Raw genomic sequence first — 17,650 nt, forward strand, 5'->3', positions numbered from 1 at the left:
GTGAGAAGCTTTAATATTCGCGCTGAGTGGGGAACGACCACTCAGCGTTTAGTCTGTCCGCGCTTCCCGACAATCGAGAGGGCAGGAGAACCCGCCCCTTAGTGGTTCTAATTAGTTAAGTGCCTTGTCATTCGGTTCTTTAAACAGTGCTTTCATATCGTCAGACAGTTCAAAGTTCATGTTGAGATTTTTTGGTGGGATTGGGTTTTTAAACCACTTATCGAACCATTTCTCTGCTTCACCGGAGGTCTGAACCTGAGCGATGGTGTCGTCGACGAGTTTCTTAAACTCCGCGTCGTCTTTACGCATCATGCAGCCGTAGGCCTCTTTTGATTGCGCCGTGCCAACGATTTCCCAGTTATCCGGTTTCTTCGCTTTAGCGCGTTCACCGGCCAGCAGAGCATCATCCATCATAAACGCGACGGCGCGGCCGCTTTCCAGAGTACGGAAAGAGTCACCGTGGTCTTTGGCGCTGATGATACGCATGTCCATTTTCTTCTCTTCATTCAGCTTGTGCAGCAGAACTTCAGAGGTCGTCCCGGAGGTCACAACCACCGCTTTGCCTTTCAGATCGGCGAAATCTTTAATATCGCCGCCTTTTTTGGTCAGCAGACGGGTACCCACCACGAAGATGGTGTCGGAGAAGGCAGCCTGTTTCTGACGCTCAAGGTTGTTCGTGGTGGAGCCACACTCAAAATCAAAGGTGCCGTTTTGCAGCAGTGGAATACGGTTTTGTGAAGTGATTGGGATCAGCTTCACTTCCAGATCCGGTTTGTTGAGCTTTTTCTTCACCGCGTCGACGATCGCGTTGGAGTAAGCCTGTGAGTAGCCCACGACTTTTTGCGTGTTGTCGTAGTATGAGAACGGAACAGACGATTCACGGTGGCCGACCACAATCACGCCGTTTTTCGCGATTTTTTCCAGGGTACCGCCTGCTGCCGGAGCAGCATCTTCAGCGTGAACGACGCCTGCGGACAATCCCATCACCAGCATTGCTGTGGCCAGTTTACGTAATTGCATATCCAACTCCTTTATTATCAGCGCCAGAGACGCATTGATATTCGGTGTGATGTTGTTATAGCTCGCGCGATACGAGTGCAGTGTTATACCTGTTTGTTAACATTTAGTTTGGCTTAATGTAAAGATTTTGCTGCGTTATTGTTTATTTTTGCGAAGCGCGCCGCACCATTCAGAGGCATAAATCTTTCGTTGCACCGTTTCGGTGCTACCGGTGAGCTACCCTGGTGCGACCGGGTTGCACAGTAAGCCAAATCGCGTTTACGTAAATAGATAAAGCAATCGCCGTGCCAGAGTTGTGTCGCAGTGAGAATTGCCGGATGGCGGCTTCGCCTTACCCGGCCTGCAAGATCGTAGGCCCGGCAAGCGTAGCGCCGCCGGGCAAAGAGGGGAAGGGGACTACTTACGGCGCTGGCGCAGGCTCATCAGCACGGCGCCAAAACCGAACAGCGTGGTGAGGATCCACAGGGGCCAGTTGCCGGTGCGGGCGTAAGGCGTCAGCCCGGTCGTCGGCGTGACTTTTGTGGTCAGCACGTCGCGGGTGAACTGCGGCAGCATGGCCTGAATTTCACCCTGCGGACCAATCACGGCGGTAATGCCGTTGTTGGTGCTGCGCAGCAGAGGGCGCGCCAGCTCCAGGGAGCGCATCCGCGCCATCTGGAAATGCTGCCATGGGCCGATCGACTTACCGAACCAGGCATCGTTGGAGATGGTCAGCAGATAGTCGGTGTTCGGGCGGAAATTATCCCGCACCTGCTCACCGAGGATGATCTCGTAGCAAATGGCGGCGGTCAGTAAAAAGCCGTGGGCGCTCAGCTGAGGCTGAACGTAGGCGCCCCGGCTAAAGGAGGACATCGGCAGATCGAAAAACGGTGCCAGCGGACGCAGAATCGACTCCAGCGGCACAAACTCACCAAAAGGCACCAGGTGATTCTTGTTGTAGCGGTTCGTCGACTCATAGCTGTAGGGATTGTCTTTTCCCAGCGTGATAATGGTGTTGTAAGTGTCGTAACGGTTCTGCTTGTTCAGCCGCGCGTCAACGATCCCGGTGATCAGCGTGGAGTTTCGCGCCCGCAACAGATCGTCCATCATGGTCAGAAAACGCCGCTGGTTGATCTCCAGATCCGGGATTGCCGACTCAGGCCAGATAATCAGCTGGGATTTGCCCATCTCTTTCTGGGTGGCATCCAGATAAATTTTCAGGGTGTTGATCAACTGACCTTCATCCCATTTCAGCGACTGGGGAATATTACCCTGCACCATCGACACCTGGGTGGCGCGTTCCGGCTCAAGGGTAAACCACTGGATATAACGCAGCGGGAAAGGCAGGGCAAAAAGCACCACAGCCATGACCAGCGCTCGCCCGTTGCGCTGCACCAACGCCAGCACCAGCAGGCCGCTTACCACCATCAGCAGGAAGTTGATCGCCTCGACGCCCATCACCGGCGCCAGGCCCTTTAGCGGGCCATCTATCTGGCTGTAGCCGAACTGCAGCCACGGAAAGCCGGTTAGCACCCAGCCGCGCAGGAACTCGGTAATTTGCCAGACCACCGGGGCGGCAATCGCCACCCGCAGCCAGCTGGTTTTTGGCCACAAGCGGGAGAGGATCCCGGCAAACAGACCCGTGTAGAGCGAGAGGTACGCCGCCAGCAGCACCACGAGGAAAACATTCACCGGGCCTGGCATGCCGCCAAACTGGGCAATACTGACGTAAACCCAGTTAATACCGGAGCCAAACAGGCCCAGCCCCCAGAAATAGCCAATCGCCGCCGCCTGAACAGGGCGTCGGTTAAGGGTCAGCCCCTGGAGTCCCATCAGAGAAAGGAGGGCCGCTGGCCAGAAGTCATAAGGGGAAAAAGCCAGCGTACCGCTGGCTCCGAGGATCAGCGCCAGCAGCAGACGCGTGCGCTGGCGTTCAAGCAAGGGGGCAAATGCCATTTAAATCAATCATCCAGTGTGGGTTGCGGAGCATTGTCCGGCATTCTGACATGAACCTGAATAATACGTCGACTGTCGGCCATCGCCACCTTGAACTGATAGCCGTCAATTTCCACGGTTTCGCCACGCGCCGGCAGGTGACCAAACGCCTGCATCACCAGCCCGCCGATGGTATCTACCTCTTCGTCGCTGAAATGCGTGCCGAAGGTGTCATTGAAATCTTCGATTGGGGCGAGCGCACGCACGGTCCAGGTGTGGCGGCTCAACTGACGGAAGTCGATATCCTCTTCTTCGTCATATTCATCTTCAATTTCGCCAACAATCAGCTCAAGAATATCTTCGATGGTGACCAGGCCCGAAACACCGCCAAATTCATCGATAACAATCGCCATGTGGTAGCGCTGAGAGCGGAACTCTTTCAGCATGCGATCGACCCGCTTACTTTCCGGGACCACTACCGCCTGACGTAACACTTTTTCCATGCTGAAGGCTTCGGCATCGCTGCGCATAAACGGCAGCAGATCCTTGGCCATCAAAATTCCTTCAATGTGGTCTTTGTCTTCGCTGATCACCGGGAAACGTGAGTGAGCGGATTCGATAATGACATCGAGGCACTCATCCAGGGTCTGGTTGCGTTTCAGGGTAATCATCTGCGAACGGGGGATCATGATATCGCGAACGCGCTGGTCGGCGATGTCCATTACCCCTTCAAGCATCTCGCGCGTATCTTCATCGATAAGCTCGTTCTGCCCGGAGTCACGGATAAGCTCCAGAAGGTCATCACGGTTTTTAGGTTCACCGTGGAACAGCTGGCTCAGAAGGAGGGAGAAAAATCCTTTTTTGCTGTTTGGTGTGTCGCTACTGTGTGAATTGTCGTCGCTCATGGCGTTTGTTAAGGGTTCTCATGTTGGTCTGTTGACTGCCGTCGCGGACTTTTGTCATACGCAACGGCACATTATGCCAGTAAGGCGCAAACGCGCCCTACAGACTACTCTTTCTCGGCAATGTACGGATCCTCATAGCCCAGAGCAAGCATTATCTCTGTCTCAAGGGATTCCATCTCTTCCGCTTCGTCATCTTCAATGTGGTCGTAGCCCAGCAGATGCAGGCTGCCGTGCACCACCATGTGCGCCCAGTGGGCCTCGAGGGGCTTCTGCTGCTCCTTCGCTTCCTGCTCAACCACCTGGCGGCAGATGATCAGATCGCCAAGCAGCGGCATTTCGATACCCGGTGGGGCTTCGAACGGGAAAGAGAGCACGTTGGTCGGCTTATCTTTCCCGCGGTAGGTCAGGTTCAGGTCGTGGCTTTCTGCTTCATCCACCAGGCGAATCGTGACTTCTGACTCCTCCTGAAACTGCGGGATGACGGCATTCAGCCACGCCTGGAACTGGCTCTCTTCCGGCAGGCCGGCGTTATCTTCACAGGCCAGCTGTAAATCGAGGATCACCTGACTCATTTCTGCTCTTGCTCCTGGGCTTCGCGTTTACGTTCCGCGGCCTGTTCTGCTTTACGTTTTTGATCTGCGGCTTCCCATGCTTCATACGCCGTGACGATGCGGGCAACCACCGGGTGGCGCACCACGTCTTCACTGTGGAAGAAGTTGAAGCTGATTTCGTCCACTTCGGACAGGACTTCAATAGCGTGACGCAGACCCGACTTGGTGCTGCGTGGCAGGTCAACCTGGGTGATATCGCCGGTGATCACCGCTTTGGAGTTAAAGCCAATACGGGTCAGGAACATCTTCATCTGTTCGATGGTGGTGTTCTGGCTCTCATCCAGGATGATGAACGCATCGTTCAGGGTACGGCCACGCATATAGGCCAGCGGAGCCACTTCGATGACGTTACGTTCAATCAGTTTTTCGACCTTCTCAAAGCCAAGCATCTCAAACAGCGCATCGTACAGCGGGCGCAGGTAAGGATCGACCTTCTGGCTCAGATCGCCAGGCAGGAAGCCCAGCTTCTCGCCCGCTTCAACGGCCGGACGGGTGAGCAGAATGCGGCGGATCTCCTGGCGCTCAAGGGCATCCACGGCAGCAGCCACCGCAAGGTAGGTTTTACCAGTACCTGCCGGGCCGACACCGAAGGTGATGTCATGATCGAGGATATTGGCGATGTACTGCGCCTGGTTTGGCGTGCGCGGCTTAATGACGCCACGCTTGGTCTGAATGTGGATAGCCTTGCCGAATTCCGGCACGCTCTCCGCGCTCTGCTCCAGCACTCGCGATTCTTTGATCGCCAGATGGATCTGTTCCGGCTCAATATCCTGAGTTTCACCGCGCATCGGCGCGGTATCAACGTACAGACTACGGAGAATATCCGCAGCGGCATTGACGCAAATGGCGCGTCCGGTGAGTTTGAACTGGTTATCGCGACGATTAATCTCGATACCCAGACGTCGCTCCAGATGTTTGATGTTGTCATCAAACGGCCCGCACAGGCTCAGCAGGCGAGCGTTGTCTGCTGGCTCAAGGGTAATTTCACGTGTGTCTATATTCAAACCGTTCCTCTTAATGTCTCGGGTGTCATAGGGCAGTGGGTCTGTCTTATGAAAGTATTCACGCCACGGAATAAAGGCGCAAGCATTGCGAAGGATATGGGGGAGAGCAGGGGGAAATACAAGGCCTGTCAGAAACGACAGGCCGAAGGATCACGGCTGATAAACGCTGACGCCGAGATCGTTTTCTTTACGGGTACGGGCAATCACCGATTCCGGCGACTGGGCGACGCGCAGGCCCATTTCATCTTCGGTGCGCACCAGTTTGCCACGCAGGGAGTTGGTCAGCACCTCGAGGATCTCAATATCGACGAACTTGCCCACCAGATCCGGCGTACCTTCGAAGTTCACCACGCGGTTGTTCTCTGTACGGCCAGAGAGCTCCATGATGCTCTTACGTGAAGTGCCTTCTACCAGTACACGCTGCACGGTGCCGAGCATCCGGCGGCTCCATGCGTTGGCCTGCTGGTTAATGCGATCCTGCAGAATATAGAGACGCTGCTTTTTCACCTCTTCCGGCACGTCGTCAACCATATCGGCGGCAGGCGTCCCTGGACGCGCCGAGAAGATGAAGCTGTAACTCACGTCGAAGTTCACATCACCAATCACCTTCATGGTGCGTTCAAAATCGTCGTCCGTTTCCCCCGGGAAGCCGACGATGAAGTCAGAGCTTATCTGAATATCCGGGCGCGCTTCACGCAGCTTGCGGATAATCGCTTTATATTCCAGCACGGTGTGGGTGCGGCCCATCAGGTTCAGTACGCGGTCAGAACCACACTGGATCGGCAGATGCAGGAAGCTCACCAGCTCTGGCGTATCGCGGTAAACCTCGATGATGTCATCGGTAAATTCGATCGGGTGGCTGGTGGTAAAGCGGATGCGGTCGATACCGTCAATCGCCGCCACCAGACGCAGCAGTTCAGCAAACGAGCCGGTGCTGCCGTCATAGTTCTCGCCGCGCCAGGCGTTAACGTTCTGCCCGAGCAGGTTCACTTCGCGCACACCCTGTGCCGCCAGTTGGGCGATCTCAAACAGGATGTCGTCGCAAGGACGGCTGACTTCTTCGCCGCGGGTATAAGGCACCACGCAGTAAGTACAGTATTTATTGCAGCCTTCCATGATGGAGACGAAGGCGGTCGGGCCATCTGCGCGCGGTTCCGGCAGACGGTCAAATTTTTCGATTTCCGGGAAGCTGACGTCAATAATCGCTTTGCGATTACCGCTTCCGCGTACGGCGTTGATCATCTCCGGCAGACGGTGCAGGGTCTGCGGACCAAAAATAATGTCGACGTAGTGGGCGCGCTGACGAATCAGCTTCCCTTCTTGCGAGGCAACACAGCCGCCAACGCCGATGATGATATCCGGGTTTTTCTGCTTGAGGAGCTTCCAGCGACCTAACTGGTGAAAGACTTTTTCCTGCGCCTTCTCACGGATTGAGCAGGTATTCAGCAGCAGCACATCTGCCTCTTCCGCCACGTCGGTGAGTTGATACCCATGGGTGGCATCCAGCAGATCGGCCATCTTGGATGAATCGTATTCGTTCATCTGACAGCCCCAGGTTTTAATATGGAGTTTTTTTGTCATCGACTTGCTCATGCTCAGGATTGCAGGGCGCGTATTGTAATGCTTTGGTGCGGTTGTGACCAGTATGAAGGTTGTCAGCCTCAAGGCCAAAAAAATCCGGTAAACTTAGGAGATTATCAAATAAGGACAAATGACCATGACTATCCAACAAGCCGGGATCGCCGTCGTCGGCGGCGGTATGGTCGGCGGGGCGCTGGCGCTGGGGCTGGCGCAACACGGGTTCGACGTCACCGTTATCGAACAGGCACCACCTGCTGCTTTTGACGCGTCACAGCAGCCGGATGTACGCATTTCGGCGATCAGCGCCGCGTCAGTTGATCTGCTTCGTGGGCTGGGGGTATGGGACGCGGTGCTGGCCATGCGCGCGCATCCGTATCGTCGCCTGGAGACCTGGGAGTGGGAAAACGCCCACGTGGTGTTTGACGCCGCGGAGCTGAAACTTCCGCTGCTGGGTTACATGGTTGAAAATAGGGTGCTGCAACAGGCGCTCTGGCAGGCGCTGGAGGCGCATCCGCAGGTGACGCTGCGCGTTCCTGCGTCGGTGAAGGCGCTCCACCGCCACAACGATCAGCATTTGATTGAGCTGGATAATGGCGAGCAGCTGGCGGTGAAACTGCTGGTTGGGGCCGACGGCGCAAATTCCCGGGTGCGCGAGCTGGCCGGGATCGGCATTCACGCCTGGCAATATCAGCAATCCTGCATGCTGATCACCGTCGCCTGTGAGAACGATCCGGGTGACAGCACCTGGCAGCATTTCACCCCGAACGGTCCGCACGCGTTTTTACCGCTGTTTGACCGTTGGGCATCCCTGGTGTGGTATGACACCCCCGCGCGGATCCGCCAGCTGCAGGGGCTCTCTATGGAACAGCTGCAGCGCGAAATCGCCCACCATTTCCCGCCGCGTCTGGGTAAGGTCACGCCGGTCGCCGCAGGGGCATTCCCCCTGACGCGTCGTCATGCGCTGAAGTATGCCCGCGAAGGGCTGGCGCTGGTCGGCGATGCGGCGCATACCATTCATCCGCTGGCGGGGCAGGGGGTTAACCTGGGCTATCGCGACGTCGAAGCGCTGATAGATGTACTCAGTAATGCCCGCAGCCACGGCGAAGCCTGGGCCAGCCATCAGGTGCTTAAGCGTTATCAGATGCGACGAATGGCCGATAACTTCATTATGCAGTCCGGGATGGATCTCTTTTACGCCGGGTTCAGCAACGATCTCGGGCCGCTGCGCATCCTGCGTAATGTGGGATTGATGGCGGCACAGCGCGCCGGTGGACTGAAACGTCAGGCGCTGAAGTACGCCTTAGGACTCTAGACATTCCCTGGGCCGGGTAAGGCGAAGCCGCCACCCGGCTTGTTCAGTCTGGAAACGTAGAAAAGCAAAAAGCTCGCCGAAGCGAGCTTTTTTTATGTGGCTGGGGTGCAGGGATTCGAACCCCGGAATGCTGGTATCAGAAACCAGAGCCTTACCGCTTGGCGACACCCCAATTGCGTTAAACAAATAGCTTAACGACTTTTTAAATTGGCTGGGGTACGAGGATTCGAACCTCGGAATGCCGGAATCAGAATCCGGTGCCTTACCGCTTGGCGATACCCCAACAATTTTTTTGCTTTACCGACCGCAATCGATACAAGCTGATATGGTGGCTACGACGGGATTCGAACCTGTGACCCCATCATTATGAGTGATGTGCTCTAACCAACTGAGCTACGTAGCCAGACTGCTTTCTTCGATGGCTGGGGTACCTGGATTCGAACCAGGGAATGCCGGTATCAAAAACCGGTGCCTTACCGCTTGGCGATACCCCAATAACCGCGGAGAACCGCAAAATCGAAGAAATATGGCTGGGGTACCTGGATTCGAACCAGGGAATGCCGGTATCAAAAACCGGTGCCTTACCGCTTGGCGATACCCCATCCGTGCAACGCTTACCTGGGAATGGTGCGGGAGGCGAGACTTGAACTCGCACACCTTGCGGCGCCAGAACCTAAATCTGGTGCGTCTACCAATTTCGCCACTCCCGCAAAAAAGATGGTGGCTACGACGGGATTCGAACCTGTGACCCCATCATTATGAGTGATGTGCTCTAACCAACTGAGCTACGTAGCCATCTTTTTTTCGCGTTACCTTATCGGCGTTGCGGGGCGCATTATGCGTATAGACCCTTGCAGCGTCAACACCTTTTTCAACGAAAATGTCTGGAATGTGACTGTTTGGTTAGGTTGCGAACAGCGTGACCGAATATTCGGCAATTATTGGTTATTAATCGTTTTTGTCCAGCGAAACGCGAGGCAAAAAAAGAGGCCCCGAAGGGCCTCATGGCGATCTGACTGATTACTTATAGGCGGACTGATGCACACCCACGGCACGACCTGATGGATCGTTCATGGTTTTGAAAGCTTCATCCCACTCAATGGCTTTCGCCGAGGAGCAGGCGACGGAAGGACCGCCAGGAACACACTCTGCTGCGCTTGGCAGCGGGAACAGCTCTTCGAAGATCTCACGGTACAGATAGGCTTCTTTCGAACCCGGCGTGTTGTACGGGAAGCGGAAGCTGGCGGTTTCCAGTTGCTGATCGGAAATCTGCTTCGCTGCCACCTCTTTCAGGGTGTCGATCCAGCTGTAACCTACGCCGTCAGAGAACTGCTCTTTCTGACGCCATGCCACGCTTGCAGGCAGGTAAGATTCGAAGCATTCGCGCAGAACGTGTTTCTCCATCTTGCCGTTGCCGCACATTTTGTCCTGCGGGTTGATACGCATGGCCACGTCGAGGAATTTTTTATCCAGGAAGGGGACGCGCGCTTCAACACCCCATGCAGACATCGCTTTGTTGGCACGGGCGCAGTCAAACATGTGCAGGGCCTGCAGTTTACGCACGGTCTCTTCGTGCAGCTCTTTGGCATCCGGCGCTTTATGGAAGTAGAGGTAGCCGCCGAACACTTCGTCAGAACCTTCGCCGGAAAGCACCATTTTAATGCCCATCGCTTTGATTTTACGGGACATCAGGTACATCGGCGTAGAGGCGCGGATGGTGGTCACATCATAGGTTTCAATGTGATAGATAACGTCGCGGATCGCATCCAGCCCTTCCTGCACCGTAAAGTGGATCTCATGGTGCACGGTGCCCAGGTGATTTGCCACCTCCTGCGCGGCTTTCAGGTCCGGGGATCCTTCCAGGCCGACGGCGAAGGAGTGCAGCTGCGGCCACCAGGCTTCGGAGCGCTCCTGATCTTCCACGCGACGTGCGGCATACTTTTTGGTGATCGCCGAGATAACGGACGAGTCCAGACCGCCTGAGAGCAGCACGCCGTAAGGCACGTCCGACATCAGGTGGCTTTTCACTGAATCTTCCAGCGCCTGGCGCAGCTCGTTTTTATCGGTGACGTTGTCTTTAACGGCATCGTAATCGAACCAGTCGCGCTGATAGTACTGGCGAATTTCGCCATCCTGGCTCCACAGATAGCTGCCTGCCGGGAACTCTTTGATGGTGCGGCAAACCGGCACCAGGGCTTTCATTTCAGAGGCAACATAGAAGTTGCCGTGCTCATCATGGCCCATATAGAGCGGGATAATCCCGATGTGGTCGCGGCCAATCAGGTACGCATCTTTTTCGCTATCGTACAGCGCAAAGGCAAACATACCCTGCAGATCGTCGAGGAACTCGGGCCCTTTCTCCTGGTAGAGGGCCAGGATCACTTCGCAGTCAGAACCGGTCTGGAAGGTGTAGCGATCGCCGTACTCCGCGCGCAGCGCCTGGTGGTTGTAGATTTCACCGTTGACCGCCAGCGCATGGGTTTTTTTCTCGTTATATAACGGCTGGGCACCGGCATTGACATCCACAATCGACAGACGCTCGTGCGCCAGGATGGCTTTATCGCTGGCGTAGACACCGGACCAGTCCGGGCCGCGATGGCGCATCAGACGGGACAGTTCCAGTGCTTTTTTACGCAGTTCGCCTGCGTCAGTTTTGATATCCAGTACGCCGAAAATTGAACACATAACCTTCTCCATTAACCCTGTTGCAGTGTGATGTTGCTTGCTTATGAAAATGCCGCAAAAGCGGAGGGGCGGCAAGCGATTTGCCGGGTAAAAAGAAAAAAGTGCAATACCTGTTGATGAATGTTGAAAAAAGCGTACGCCTTAAGCTGGATTATTGATGTTTATTCAGTAAAAGGCGTTTTTTATTAGGTGAATTTCTATTTTTGACGCGGCAAAATGAAAAAACCACGTCCGGGGACGTGGTTTTGGGTTACAGGACATCAATTTCCGCGACCGAGGGGTAAATCCAGCTTGGTCGGAACGGCATCGAATCGATATCGTCCAGGGTGGATACCCCCGACAGGACCAGGATGGTTTCCAGCCCGGCCTGGAAGCCGGCCAGAATATCGGTGCGCAGGTTATCGCCCACAATCACCGTATCTTCCGAGTGGGCCTGCATTGTGTTGAGTGCTGCACGAATGATCCACGGGCTGGGCTTACCAACATAAAACGGCATGCGGCCGGTCATCTTCTCAATACCGGCACAGAGTGCGCCGCAGGCCGGGTAAAAGCCGCGGCCATGGGTATCCGGGTTGGTGGCGATAAAGCGGGCTCCGTTGGCGACAAAGAAGGCCGCCTTGTGCATCATCTCCCAGTTATAGGAGCGCGTTTCGCCAACGATAACAAAGTCGGGGTTGACGTCGGTGATGGTAAAGCCCGCTTTGTACAGTTCATGGATCAGTGCGCCTTCACCGACTACATACGCTTTTTTGCCTTCCTGACGCTTCAGGAAATCTGCGGTGGCCATTGCCGAGGTATAGAACACGCTGGCGGGCACATCGATACCGGCGGTGGCAAAACGGTTCGCCAGATCCTGTCCGGTCTGCGACGGGAAGTTAGTGAGCAGCACCAGCGGCATACCCTTTTCCATGATGCCGTTAAGAAACTCTGCAGCGCCCGGCACGGCAACGTTGTCGTGCATCAGCACGCCGTCGATATCACAAATAACATTCTTAATGGTCATGAACTTCCCGACATCAAAAAAAGAAGGCGTCACTATAAAGCGCTGTCAGCTTTCCAGCAAACGCTGCAACAGGATACCGTTAAGCATGGCGCGTTTTACCAGGGCAAAAGCGCCAATCGCGGAACGGTCGTTCAGCGCGGAGCGAACCACCGGCAGGTTCTGGCGAAACGCCTTCAGCGCCTGGGTATTGATGCACCCTTCGATGGCAGGCAGCAGCACTTTTTCGGCCTCGGTAATTTCACCGGCGATCACCACTTTTTGTGGGTTAAACAGGTTGATGGCGATGGCAATGGTTTTGCCCAGATGACGGCCAACCTGCTCAATCACTTCACTGGCTAACGCGTCGCCCTTATTGGCCGCCCGGCAGATGGCGCTGATTTTACAGTCATCGAGCGTGACGCGGCTCTGATAACCCTGCTCCAGCAGATGGCGCACCCGCTGCTCAATGGCGGCGTTGGCAGCGACGGTTTCCAGACAGCCAAAGTTGCCGCAGTGGCAGCGCTCACCCAGCGGGTCAACCTGAATGTGGCCAATCTCGCCCACGTTACCGTTACGGCCAATAAAAATGCGGCCATTAGAGATAATACCGGCACCCGTCCCGCGGTGAACGCGCACCAGAATTGAGTCTTCACAATCCTGACTTGCACCAAAGTAGTGCTCGGCCAGCGCCAGGCTGCGGATATCGTGACCCACAAAGCAGGTTACGGCGAAACGCTTTTCCAGCGCGTCGATCAGCGCCCAGTTTTCGACCTGAATATGCGGCATATAGCGGATCACGCCGCTTTCGGGATCGACGAGCCCGGGCAGGATCACCGAAATGGCAATCAGCTCGCGGATTTTGCGCTGGCAGGATTCGATAAACAGCTCGATGGCGTTAAGCAGCGCATGTTCGAGGGTCTCCTGAGTGCGTTCCGGCAGGGCATAGTGCTCTTCAGCAATGGCCTTACTGCTGAGATCGTAGAGCGTCAGGGTGGCGTCATGACGTCCAAGGCGCACGCCAATGGCGTGGAAATGACGGGTTTCGGTAACAATTGAGATAGCGCGACGGCCTCCGGTGGAGGCCTGCTGATCCACTTCTTTAATCAGCCCGCGCTCAATAAGCTGACGGGTAATTTTCGTCACGCTGGCGGGGGCAAGCTGGCTCTGTTCTGCAATCTGAATCCGCGAGATGGGTCCGTGCTGGTCAATCAGTCGATAAACCGCCGCACTGTTCAGCTGTTTTACCAGATCAACGTTGCCAATTTGAGCTTGTCCGCCAGGTGTCATACTTTCGCTTACTCTGTAACGACCTCGTTACCATTAACGATGGTCTTGATGATTTTATAATCGTGTGTGAATGCGGTGAGGTTAGCGACCATCCCCGGTGCAATACTGCCCAGCTGTTTATCTACGCCTATCGCGCGTGCCGGATAGAGCGTTGCCATACGCAGCACTTCATCGAGGGCAATGCTGCAATGTTCAACCAGATTGCGCACGCCTTCGATCATGGTCAGAGCCGAGCCGCTTAACGTTCCGTTCTCATCCACACAGAGTCCATTCCGGTAGTATATTGTTTTACCAGCAAAAATGAACTGTTCAATATTTGCCCCAGCTGGTGCCGTGGCGTCTGTTACCAGACACAGTTTGTCACCTTTCAGGCGCTTAGCGTTACGCACGTTGGCGTAATCGACATGTAAACCGTCAACAATAATGCCGCAATAGACATCTGGTTCGTCGAAGATCGCCCCGGCGAGACCGGGTTCGCGTCCGGTAATATAAGGCATAGCATTATAAAGATGGGTCGCGAAGGTGATACCGGCGCGGAAGCCCACTTTGGCCTCTTTTAGCGTGGCGTTGGAATGCCCTGCAGAGACCACAATACCTGCGCCCGCCAGCTTGCGGATCACCTCAGGATCGACCATTTCTGGCGCCAGGGTCACTTTGGTGATCACATCCGCGTTGGCACAGAGAAAATCAACCAGTTCACCGTCAGGTTTACGGACGTAATCAGGATTATGGGTGCCTTTCTTGACGATATTCAGCCACGGCCCCTCAAGGTGCAGACCCAGCGCCTGGTGTGGATATTTCGCCAGATATTCACGCATCACGCGAACGCCTTGCTTCATCAGGTCGTCGCTGGTGGTGATAAGCGTCGGCAGGTAGCTGGTGCAGCCCGATTTTTCATTGGCGCGCTGCATAATTTCCAGCGTTTCAACGGTGACGGCTTCGGCGGTATCGTTGAACTGCACGCCGCCACAGCCGTTAAGCTGTACGTCGATAAAACCGGGGGAGATGATTGCTCCATTGAGCGAGCGTTGTTCAATGTCCGCTGGCAGTTCGGCCAGTGGGCAGACACGTTCAATCAGGCCATTGGCGATAACGATCGCATGGTCATCCAGAATTTCATGGCCGGTATAAATCCGACCGTGGGTTAAAGCGTACATAACGACCCCCGGTTTAAAAATAGCATGCCGTCTCTGCAGGCAGAGACGGCGTCACATTACAGACCTTTAATATTTTCTGCTTCTAATTCGTTGAAATACTTCAACGTCTTCACTTTCAGTTCCATGGTAGACGGTTCATCGCATACCACAACTGCTTTCGGATGCAGCTGCAGACAGCTGATGGTCCACATGTGGTTGACGTTGCCTTCTACCGCCGCCTGCAGCGCCTGCGCTTTTACGCTGCCCAGCACCAGAATCATCACTTCTTCCGCATCCAGCAGGGTACCCACGCCAACGGTCAGGGCATATTTTGGTACCTGGTTAACGTCGCCATCAAAGAAACGGGAGTTTGCCACACGGGTGTCATGTGTCAGGGTTTTGATACGGGTACGGGAGGCCAGAGAAGAAGCAGGTTCGTTGAAGGCGATATGACCGTCGTTACCGACGCCACCCATGAACAGGTGGATTTTACCGTAAGCACGGATTTTTTCTTCGTAATGACGGCATTCTGCATCAATATCCGGGGCATTTCCGTCCAGCAGATTAATATTTTCCGGTTTAATATCAATGTGATCAAAGAAGTTCCGGTGCATGAAGCTATGGTAGCTCTCCGGGTGCTCTTTTGGCAGGCCTACATACTCGTCCATGTTGAAGGTGACAACATGTTCAAAGCTAACCTGGCCCGCTTTATGCATCTCAACCAGTGCTTTATAGGCGGTAAGAGGTGTGCCACCGGTAGGCAGACCCAGTACAAAAGGACGATCGGCTGTCGGTTTGAACGCGTTGATACGTTGTACGATATGGCGAGCAGCCCATTTGCCGACTTGTTCTGCGGTTGCCAGGGGGATCAGTCTCATTATTCACCTCTGAAGTTTTAGTAAAAGTTGGCGGATTGCTTGTCGGGGTATGATATAAGCCTAACCTGTTTCACACCGAGAGGGGTCAATCCGTCCTGATTTTTCGTATCATAAAATAAGTTTTCACTGTTTGCCAGTACAGGGGAGGGGAAGAAACAATATTTGGTGACAAAACTCACAAAAAGTACGCGTTTAATTTGCGATACGAATTAATTTTTCAGACACTCTCAAAGCCAGTGAATCATCAACTGTATTTATCGTTCGTTACACAATAAAAAACATAGTTTATGCGCGAGCCTTAACAAAGGGTCTCGTAGGGGGAATAGGATGAATATTTTAGGTTTTTTCCAGCGCCTCGGTAGGGCTTTGCAGCTCCCTATCGCCGTGCTACCGGTTGCAGCGCTCCTGCTGCGATTCGGGCAACCCGATCTTCTTAACGTGCCGTTTATTGCTCAGGCTGGCGGCGCAATTTTTGACAACCTGGCGCTGATTTTTGCCATCGGTGTGGCGTCAAGCTGGTCAAAAGACAGCGCTGGTGCTGCGGCACTGGCCGGGGCCGTGGGTTACTTCATCCTCACGAAAGCGATGGTGACCATCAACCCTGAAATCAACATGGGCGTACTGGCGGGTATCATTACCGGCCTCGTCGGTGGTGCCGTCTACAACCGCTGGGCAGGTATCAAACTCCCTGACTTCCTGAGCTTCTTCGGCGGAAAACGTTTCGTGCCGATCGCGACGGGCTTTTTCTGTCTGATCCTTGCCGCCATCTTTGGCTACGTGTGGCCACCGGTGCAGCACGCTATCCATGCGGGTGGCGAGTGGATCGTTTCCGCGGGCGCAATGGGTGCGGGTATCTTCGGTTTCATCAACCGTCTGCTGATCCCAACGGGTCTGCATCAGGTGCTGAACACCATCGCCTGGTTCCAGATTGGTGAGTTCACCAACGCGGCGGGTGCCGTGTTCCACGGTGATATCAACCGTTTCTACGCAGGCGACGGCACCGCGGGCATGTTCATGTCCGGCTTCTTCCCAATCATGATGTTTGGTCTGCCTGGCGCTGCGCTGGCAATGTACCTGGCTGCGCCGAAAGAGCGTCGCCCAATGGTTGGCGGTATGCTGCTGTCCGTTGCGATCACGGCCTTCCTGACCGGCGTGACCGAGCCACTGGAATTCCTGTTCATGTTCCTGGCGCCGCTGCTGTATCTCATGCACGCCATCCTGACCGGTATCAGCCTGTTTGTGGCCACTCTTCTGGGTATCCATGCTGGCTTCTCCTTCTCCGCAGGCGCTATCGACTACGTGTTGATGTACAACCTGCCGGCGGCAAGCAGCAATGTCTGGATGCTGATGGTGATGGGCCTGGTGTTCTTCGTTATCTACTTCCTCCTGTTCAGCGCGGTTATTCGTATGTTTAACCTCAAAACGCCGGGCCGTGAAGAGACAAAAGATGACGTCGTAACCAGTGAAGCAAACAGCAATACCGAAGAAGGTTTAACTCAGCTGGCAACCAGCTACATTGCCGCTGTAGGCGGTACCGATAACCTGAAAGCCATTGATGCCTGTATTACCCGCCTGCGTCTGACCGTTGGCGACTCTGCGCGCGTGAGCGATGCCATGTGCAAACGCCTGGGCGCGTCTGGTGTGGTGAAACTGAACAAACAAACCATCCAGGTTATCGTGGGTGCGAAGGCCGAATCTATCGGCGACGAAATGAAAAAAGTGGTTGCCCGTGGGCCGGTTGCTGCTGCCTCAACGGATAGCGCACCCGTGGCTGACGCGCCGGTTGCGAAACCGCAGGCGGTGCCAAATGCGGTAACCATTGCCGCACTGGTTTCGCCAGTCACCGGTGAGGTGGTGGCTCTGGAGCAGGTTCCTGATGAAGCCTTCGCCAGTAAAGCCGTGGGTGACGGTGTCGCGGTTAAACCAACGGAGAAAACCGTTGTGTCGCCTGCGGCGGGCACCATCGTTAAAATCTTCAATACCAACCACGCGTTCTGCCTGGAAACCGACAAAGGGGCGGAGATCGTTGTCCACATGGGCATCGATACCGTAGCGCTGGGTGGCCAGGGCTTCAAACGCCTGGTCGAAGAGGGTGCGGAAGTGGTGGCGGGTCAGCCGGTTCTGGAGATGGATCTCGACTACCTGAACGCCAACGCGCGCTCGATGATTAGCCCGGTTGTCTGCAGCAATATCGATGACTTCAGCGGCCTGGTCATTAAGGCGCAGGGTCAGGTTGTGGCCGGTCAGACACCTCTGTATGAAATTAAAGGCAAATAAGTGCTCCTGAGTAAGCGTTAGTGCCTGAGCGGCGGGGATATCCCCGCCGCTTTTTTTT

The 17,650-nt window shown here is 55.0% G+C and carries 13 protein-coding genes and 7 tRNA genes; 2 read left to right on the plus strand and 18 right to left on the minus strand.

Translation table 11 applies throughout. From position 1 onward, the window contains the following. Positions 1-111: 111 nt before the first annotated feature. The 6 genes from GNG29_RS06325 to miaB form a co-directional block, all read right to left on the minus strand. Positions 112-1,020, minus strand: a complete 909-nt coding sequence (locus GNG29_RS06325) for an amino acid ABC transporter substrate-binding protein (protein ID WP_168192006.1) — start codon at positions 1,018-1,020, stop codon at positions 112-114. A 396-nt stretch (positions 1,021-1,416) separates the two neighbouring features. Beyond that, positions 1,417-2,955, minus strand: a complete 1,539-nt coding sequence (gene lnt, locus GNG29_RS06330; RefSeq protein ID WP_156654098.1) for an apolipoprotein N-acyltransferase — start codon at positions 2,953-2,955, stop codon at positions 1,417-1,419. A 5-nt stretch (positions 2,956-2,960) separates the two neighbouring features. Continuing rightward, complete coding sequence (gene corC, locus GNG29_RS06335; RefSeq protein ID WP_103178682.1) at positions 2,961-3,839, minus strand: CNNM family magnesium/cobalt transport protein CorC; 879 nt, start codon at positions 3,837-3,839, stop codon at positions 2,961-2,963. Positions 3,840-3,943: 104 nt separating this feature from the next. After that, a complete protein-coding gene (gene ybeY, locus GNG29_RS06340) occupies positions 3,944-4,411 on the minus strand; it encodes an rRNA maturation RNase YbeY (RefSeq protein ID WP_103178683.1) in 468 nt (155 codons plus the stop codon). After that, positions 4,408-5,454 carry a PhoH family protein gene (locus GNG29_RS06345; protein WP_103178684.1) on the minus strand — a complete coding sequence of 349 codons (1,047 nt, stop codon included), beginning with the start codon at positions 5,452-5,454 and terminating at the stop codon, positions 4,408-4,410. Before GNG29_RS06345 ends, ybeY begins: the two co-directional genes overlap by 4 nt. A gap of 150 nt (positions 5,455-5,604) precedes the next feature. After that, a complete protein-coding gene (miaB, locus tag GNG29_RS06350) occupies positions 5,605-7,035 on the minus strand; it encodes a tRNA (N6-isopentenyl adenosine(37)-C2)-methylthiotransferase MiaB (protein WP_103178685.1) in 1,431 nt (476 codons plus the stop codon). A gap of 136 nt (positions 7,036-7,171) precedes the next feature. On the opposite strand from miaB, the gene ubiF reads away from it, so the two are divergent. Next, positions 7,172-8,347 carry a 3-demethoxyubiquinol 3-hydroxylase gene (gene ubiF / locus GNG29_RS06355; RefSeq protein WP_156654099.1) on the plus strand — a complete coding sequence of 392 codons (1,176 nt, stop codon included), beginning with the start codon at positions 7,172-7,174 and terminating at the stop codon, positions 8,345-8,347. A gap of 97 nt (positions 8,348-8,444) precedes the next feature. On the opposite strand, the gene GNG29_RS06360 is transcribed toward ubiF, so the two are convergent. The 12 genes from GNG29_RS06360 to nagB form a co-directional block, all read right to left on the minus strand. Continuing rightward, a tRNA-Gln gene (locus GNG29_RS06360) sits at positions 8,445-8,519 on the minus strand. Positions 8,520-8,555: 36 nt separating this feature from the next. Then, positions 8,556-8,630: transfer RNA gene (locus tag GNG29_RS06365), tRNA-Gln, on the minus strand. Between the two features lie 43 nt (positions 8,631-8,673). Beyond that, positions 8,674-8,750: transfer RNA gene (locus GNG29_RS06370), tRNA-Met, on the minus strand. Positions 8,751-8,766: 16 nt separating this feature from the next. Beyond that, positions 8,767-8,841, minus strand: a tRNA-Gln gene (locus tag GNG29_RS06375). A 33-nt stretch (positions 8,842-8,874) separates the two neighbouring features. After that, positions 8,875-8,949, minus strand: a tRNA-Gln gene (locus GNG29_RS06380). Positions 8,950-8,972: 23 nt separating this feature from the next. Next, positions 8,973-9,057, minus strand: a tRNA-Leu gene (locus GNG29_RS06385). A gap of 8 nt (positions 9,058-9,065) precedes the next feature. Beyond that, positions 9,066-9,142: transfer RNA gene (locus GNG29_RS06390), tRNA-Met, on the minus strand. A 225-nt stretch (positions 9,143-9,367) separates the two neighbouring features. Then, complete coding sequence (gene asnB / locus GNG29_RS06395; protein WP_103178688.1) at positions 9,368-11,032, minus strand: asparagine synthase B; 1,665 nt, start codon at positions 11,030-11,032, stop codon at positions 9,368-9,370. A 250-nt stretch (positions 11,033-11,282) separates the two neighbouring features. Continuing rightward, complete coding sequence (locus GNG29_RS06400) at positions 11,283-12,035, minus strand: HAD-IIA family hydrolase (RefSeq protein ID WP_103181044.1); 753 nt, start codon at positions 12,033-12,035, stop codon at positions 11,283-11,285. Positions 12,036-12,080: 45 nt separating this feature from the next. Beyond that, the gene (locus GNG29_RS06405) at positions 12,081-13,301 is read right to left on the minus strand and encodes an N-acetylglucosamine repressor (RefSeq protein ID WP_103178689.1); all 1,221 of its coding nucleotides are present in this window, start codon (positions 13,299-13,301) and stop codon (positions 12,081-12,083) included. Between the two features lie 8 nt (positions 13,302-13,309). Beyond that, complete coding sequence (nagA, locus tag GNG29_RS06410; protein ID WP_103178690.1) at positions 13,310-14,458, minus strand: N-acetylglucosamine-6-phosphate deacetylase; 1,149 nt, start codon at positions 14,456-14,458, stop codon at positions 13,310-13,312. Between the two features lie 56 nt (positions 14,459-14,514). Next, positions 14,515-15,315, minus strand: coding sequence for a glucosamine-6-phosphate deaminase (nagB, locus tag GNG29_RS06415; RefSeq protein ID WP_103178691.1), 801 nt, complete (start codon positions 15,313-15,315; stop codon positions 14,515-14,517). A 327-nt stretch (positions 15,316-15,642) separates the two neighbouring features. Here nagB and nagE point away from each other — a divergent pair, with 327 nt between their 5' ends. Beyond that, positions 15,643-17,592 carry a PTS N-acetyl glucosamine transporter subunit IIABC gene (gene nagE, locus GNG29_RS06420; protein ID WP_156654100.1) on the plus strand — a complete coding sequence of 650 codons (1,950 nt, stop codon included), beginning with the start codon at positions 15,643-15,645 and terminating at the stop codon, positions 17,590-17,592. Positions 17,593-17,650: the final 58 nt, after the last annotated feature.

Source organism: Leclercia sp. Colony189 (assembly GCF_009740165.1).
Taxonomy (GTDB): Bacteria; Pseudomonadota; Gammaproteobacteria; order Enterobacterales; family Enterobacteriaceae; genus Enterobacter.

Bases quoted from the DNA above. Each gene is read 5' to 3' on its own strand.
- asnB (WP_103178688.1), bottom strand. From the start codon at position 11,032: ATGTGTTCAATTTTCGGCGTACTGGATATCAAAACTGACGCAGGCGAA.
- miaB (WP_103178685.1), bottom strand. From the start codon at position 7,035: ATGACAAAAAAACTCCATATTAAAACCTGGGGCTGTCAGATGAACGAA.
- nagE (WP_156654100.1), top strand. From the start codon at position 15,643: ATGAATATTTTAGGTTTTTTCCAGCGCCTCGGTAGGGCTTTGCAGCTC.
- lnt (WP_156654098.1), bottom strand. From the start codon at position 2,955: ATGGCATTTGCCCCCTTGCTTGAACGCCAGCGCACGCGTCTGCTGCTG.
- GNG29_RS06325 (WP_168192006.1), bottom strand. From the start codon at position 1,020: ATGCAATTACGTAAACTGGCCACAGCAATGCTGGTGATGGGATTGTCC.
- ybeY (WP_103178683.1), bottom strand. From the start codon at position 4,411: ATGAGTCAGGTGATCCTCGATTTACAGCTGGCCTGTGAAGATAACGCC.
- nagB (WP_103178691.1), bottom strand. From the start codon at position 15,315: ATGAGACTGATCCCCCTGGCAACCGCAGAACAAGTCGGCAAATGGGCT.
- GNG29_RS06405 (WP_103178689.1), bottom strand. From the start codon at position 13,301: ATGACACCTGGCGGACAAGCTCAAATTGGCAACGTTGATCTGGTAAAA.
- corC (WP_103178682.1), bottom strand. From the start codon at position 3,839: ATGAGCGACGACAATTCACACAGTAGCGACACACCAAACAGCAAAAAA.
- ubiF (WP_156654099.1), top strand. From the start codon at position 7,172: ATGACTATCCAACAAGCCGGGATCGCCGTCGTCGGCGGCGGTATGGTC.
- GNG29_RS06400 (WP_103181044.1), bottom strand. From the start codon at position 12,035: ATGACCATTAAGAATGTTATTTGTGATATCGACGGCGTGCTGATGCAC.
- nagA (WP_103178690.1), bottom strand. From the start codon at position 14,458: ATGTACGCTTTAACCCACGGTCGGATTTATACCGGCCATGAAATTCTG.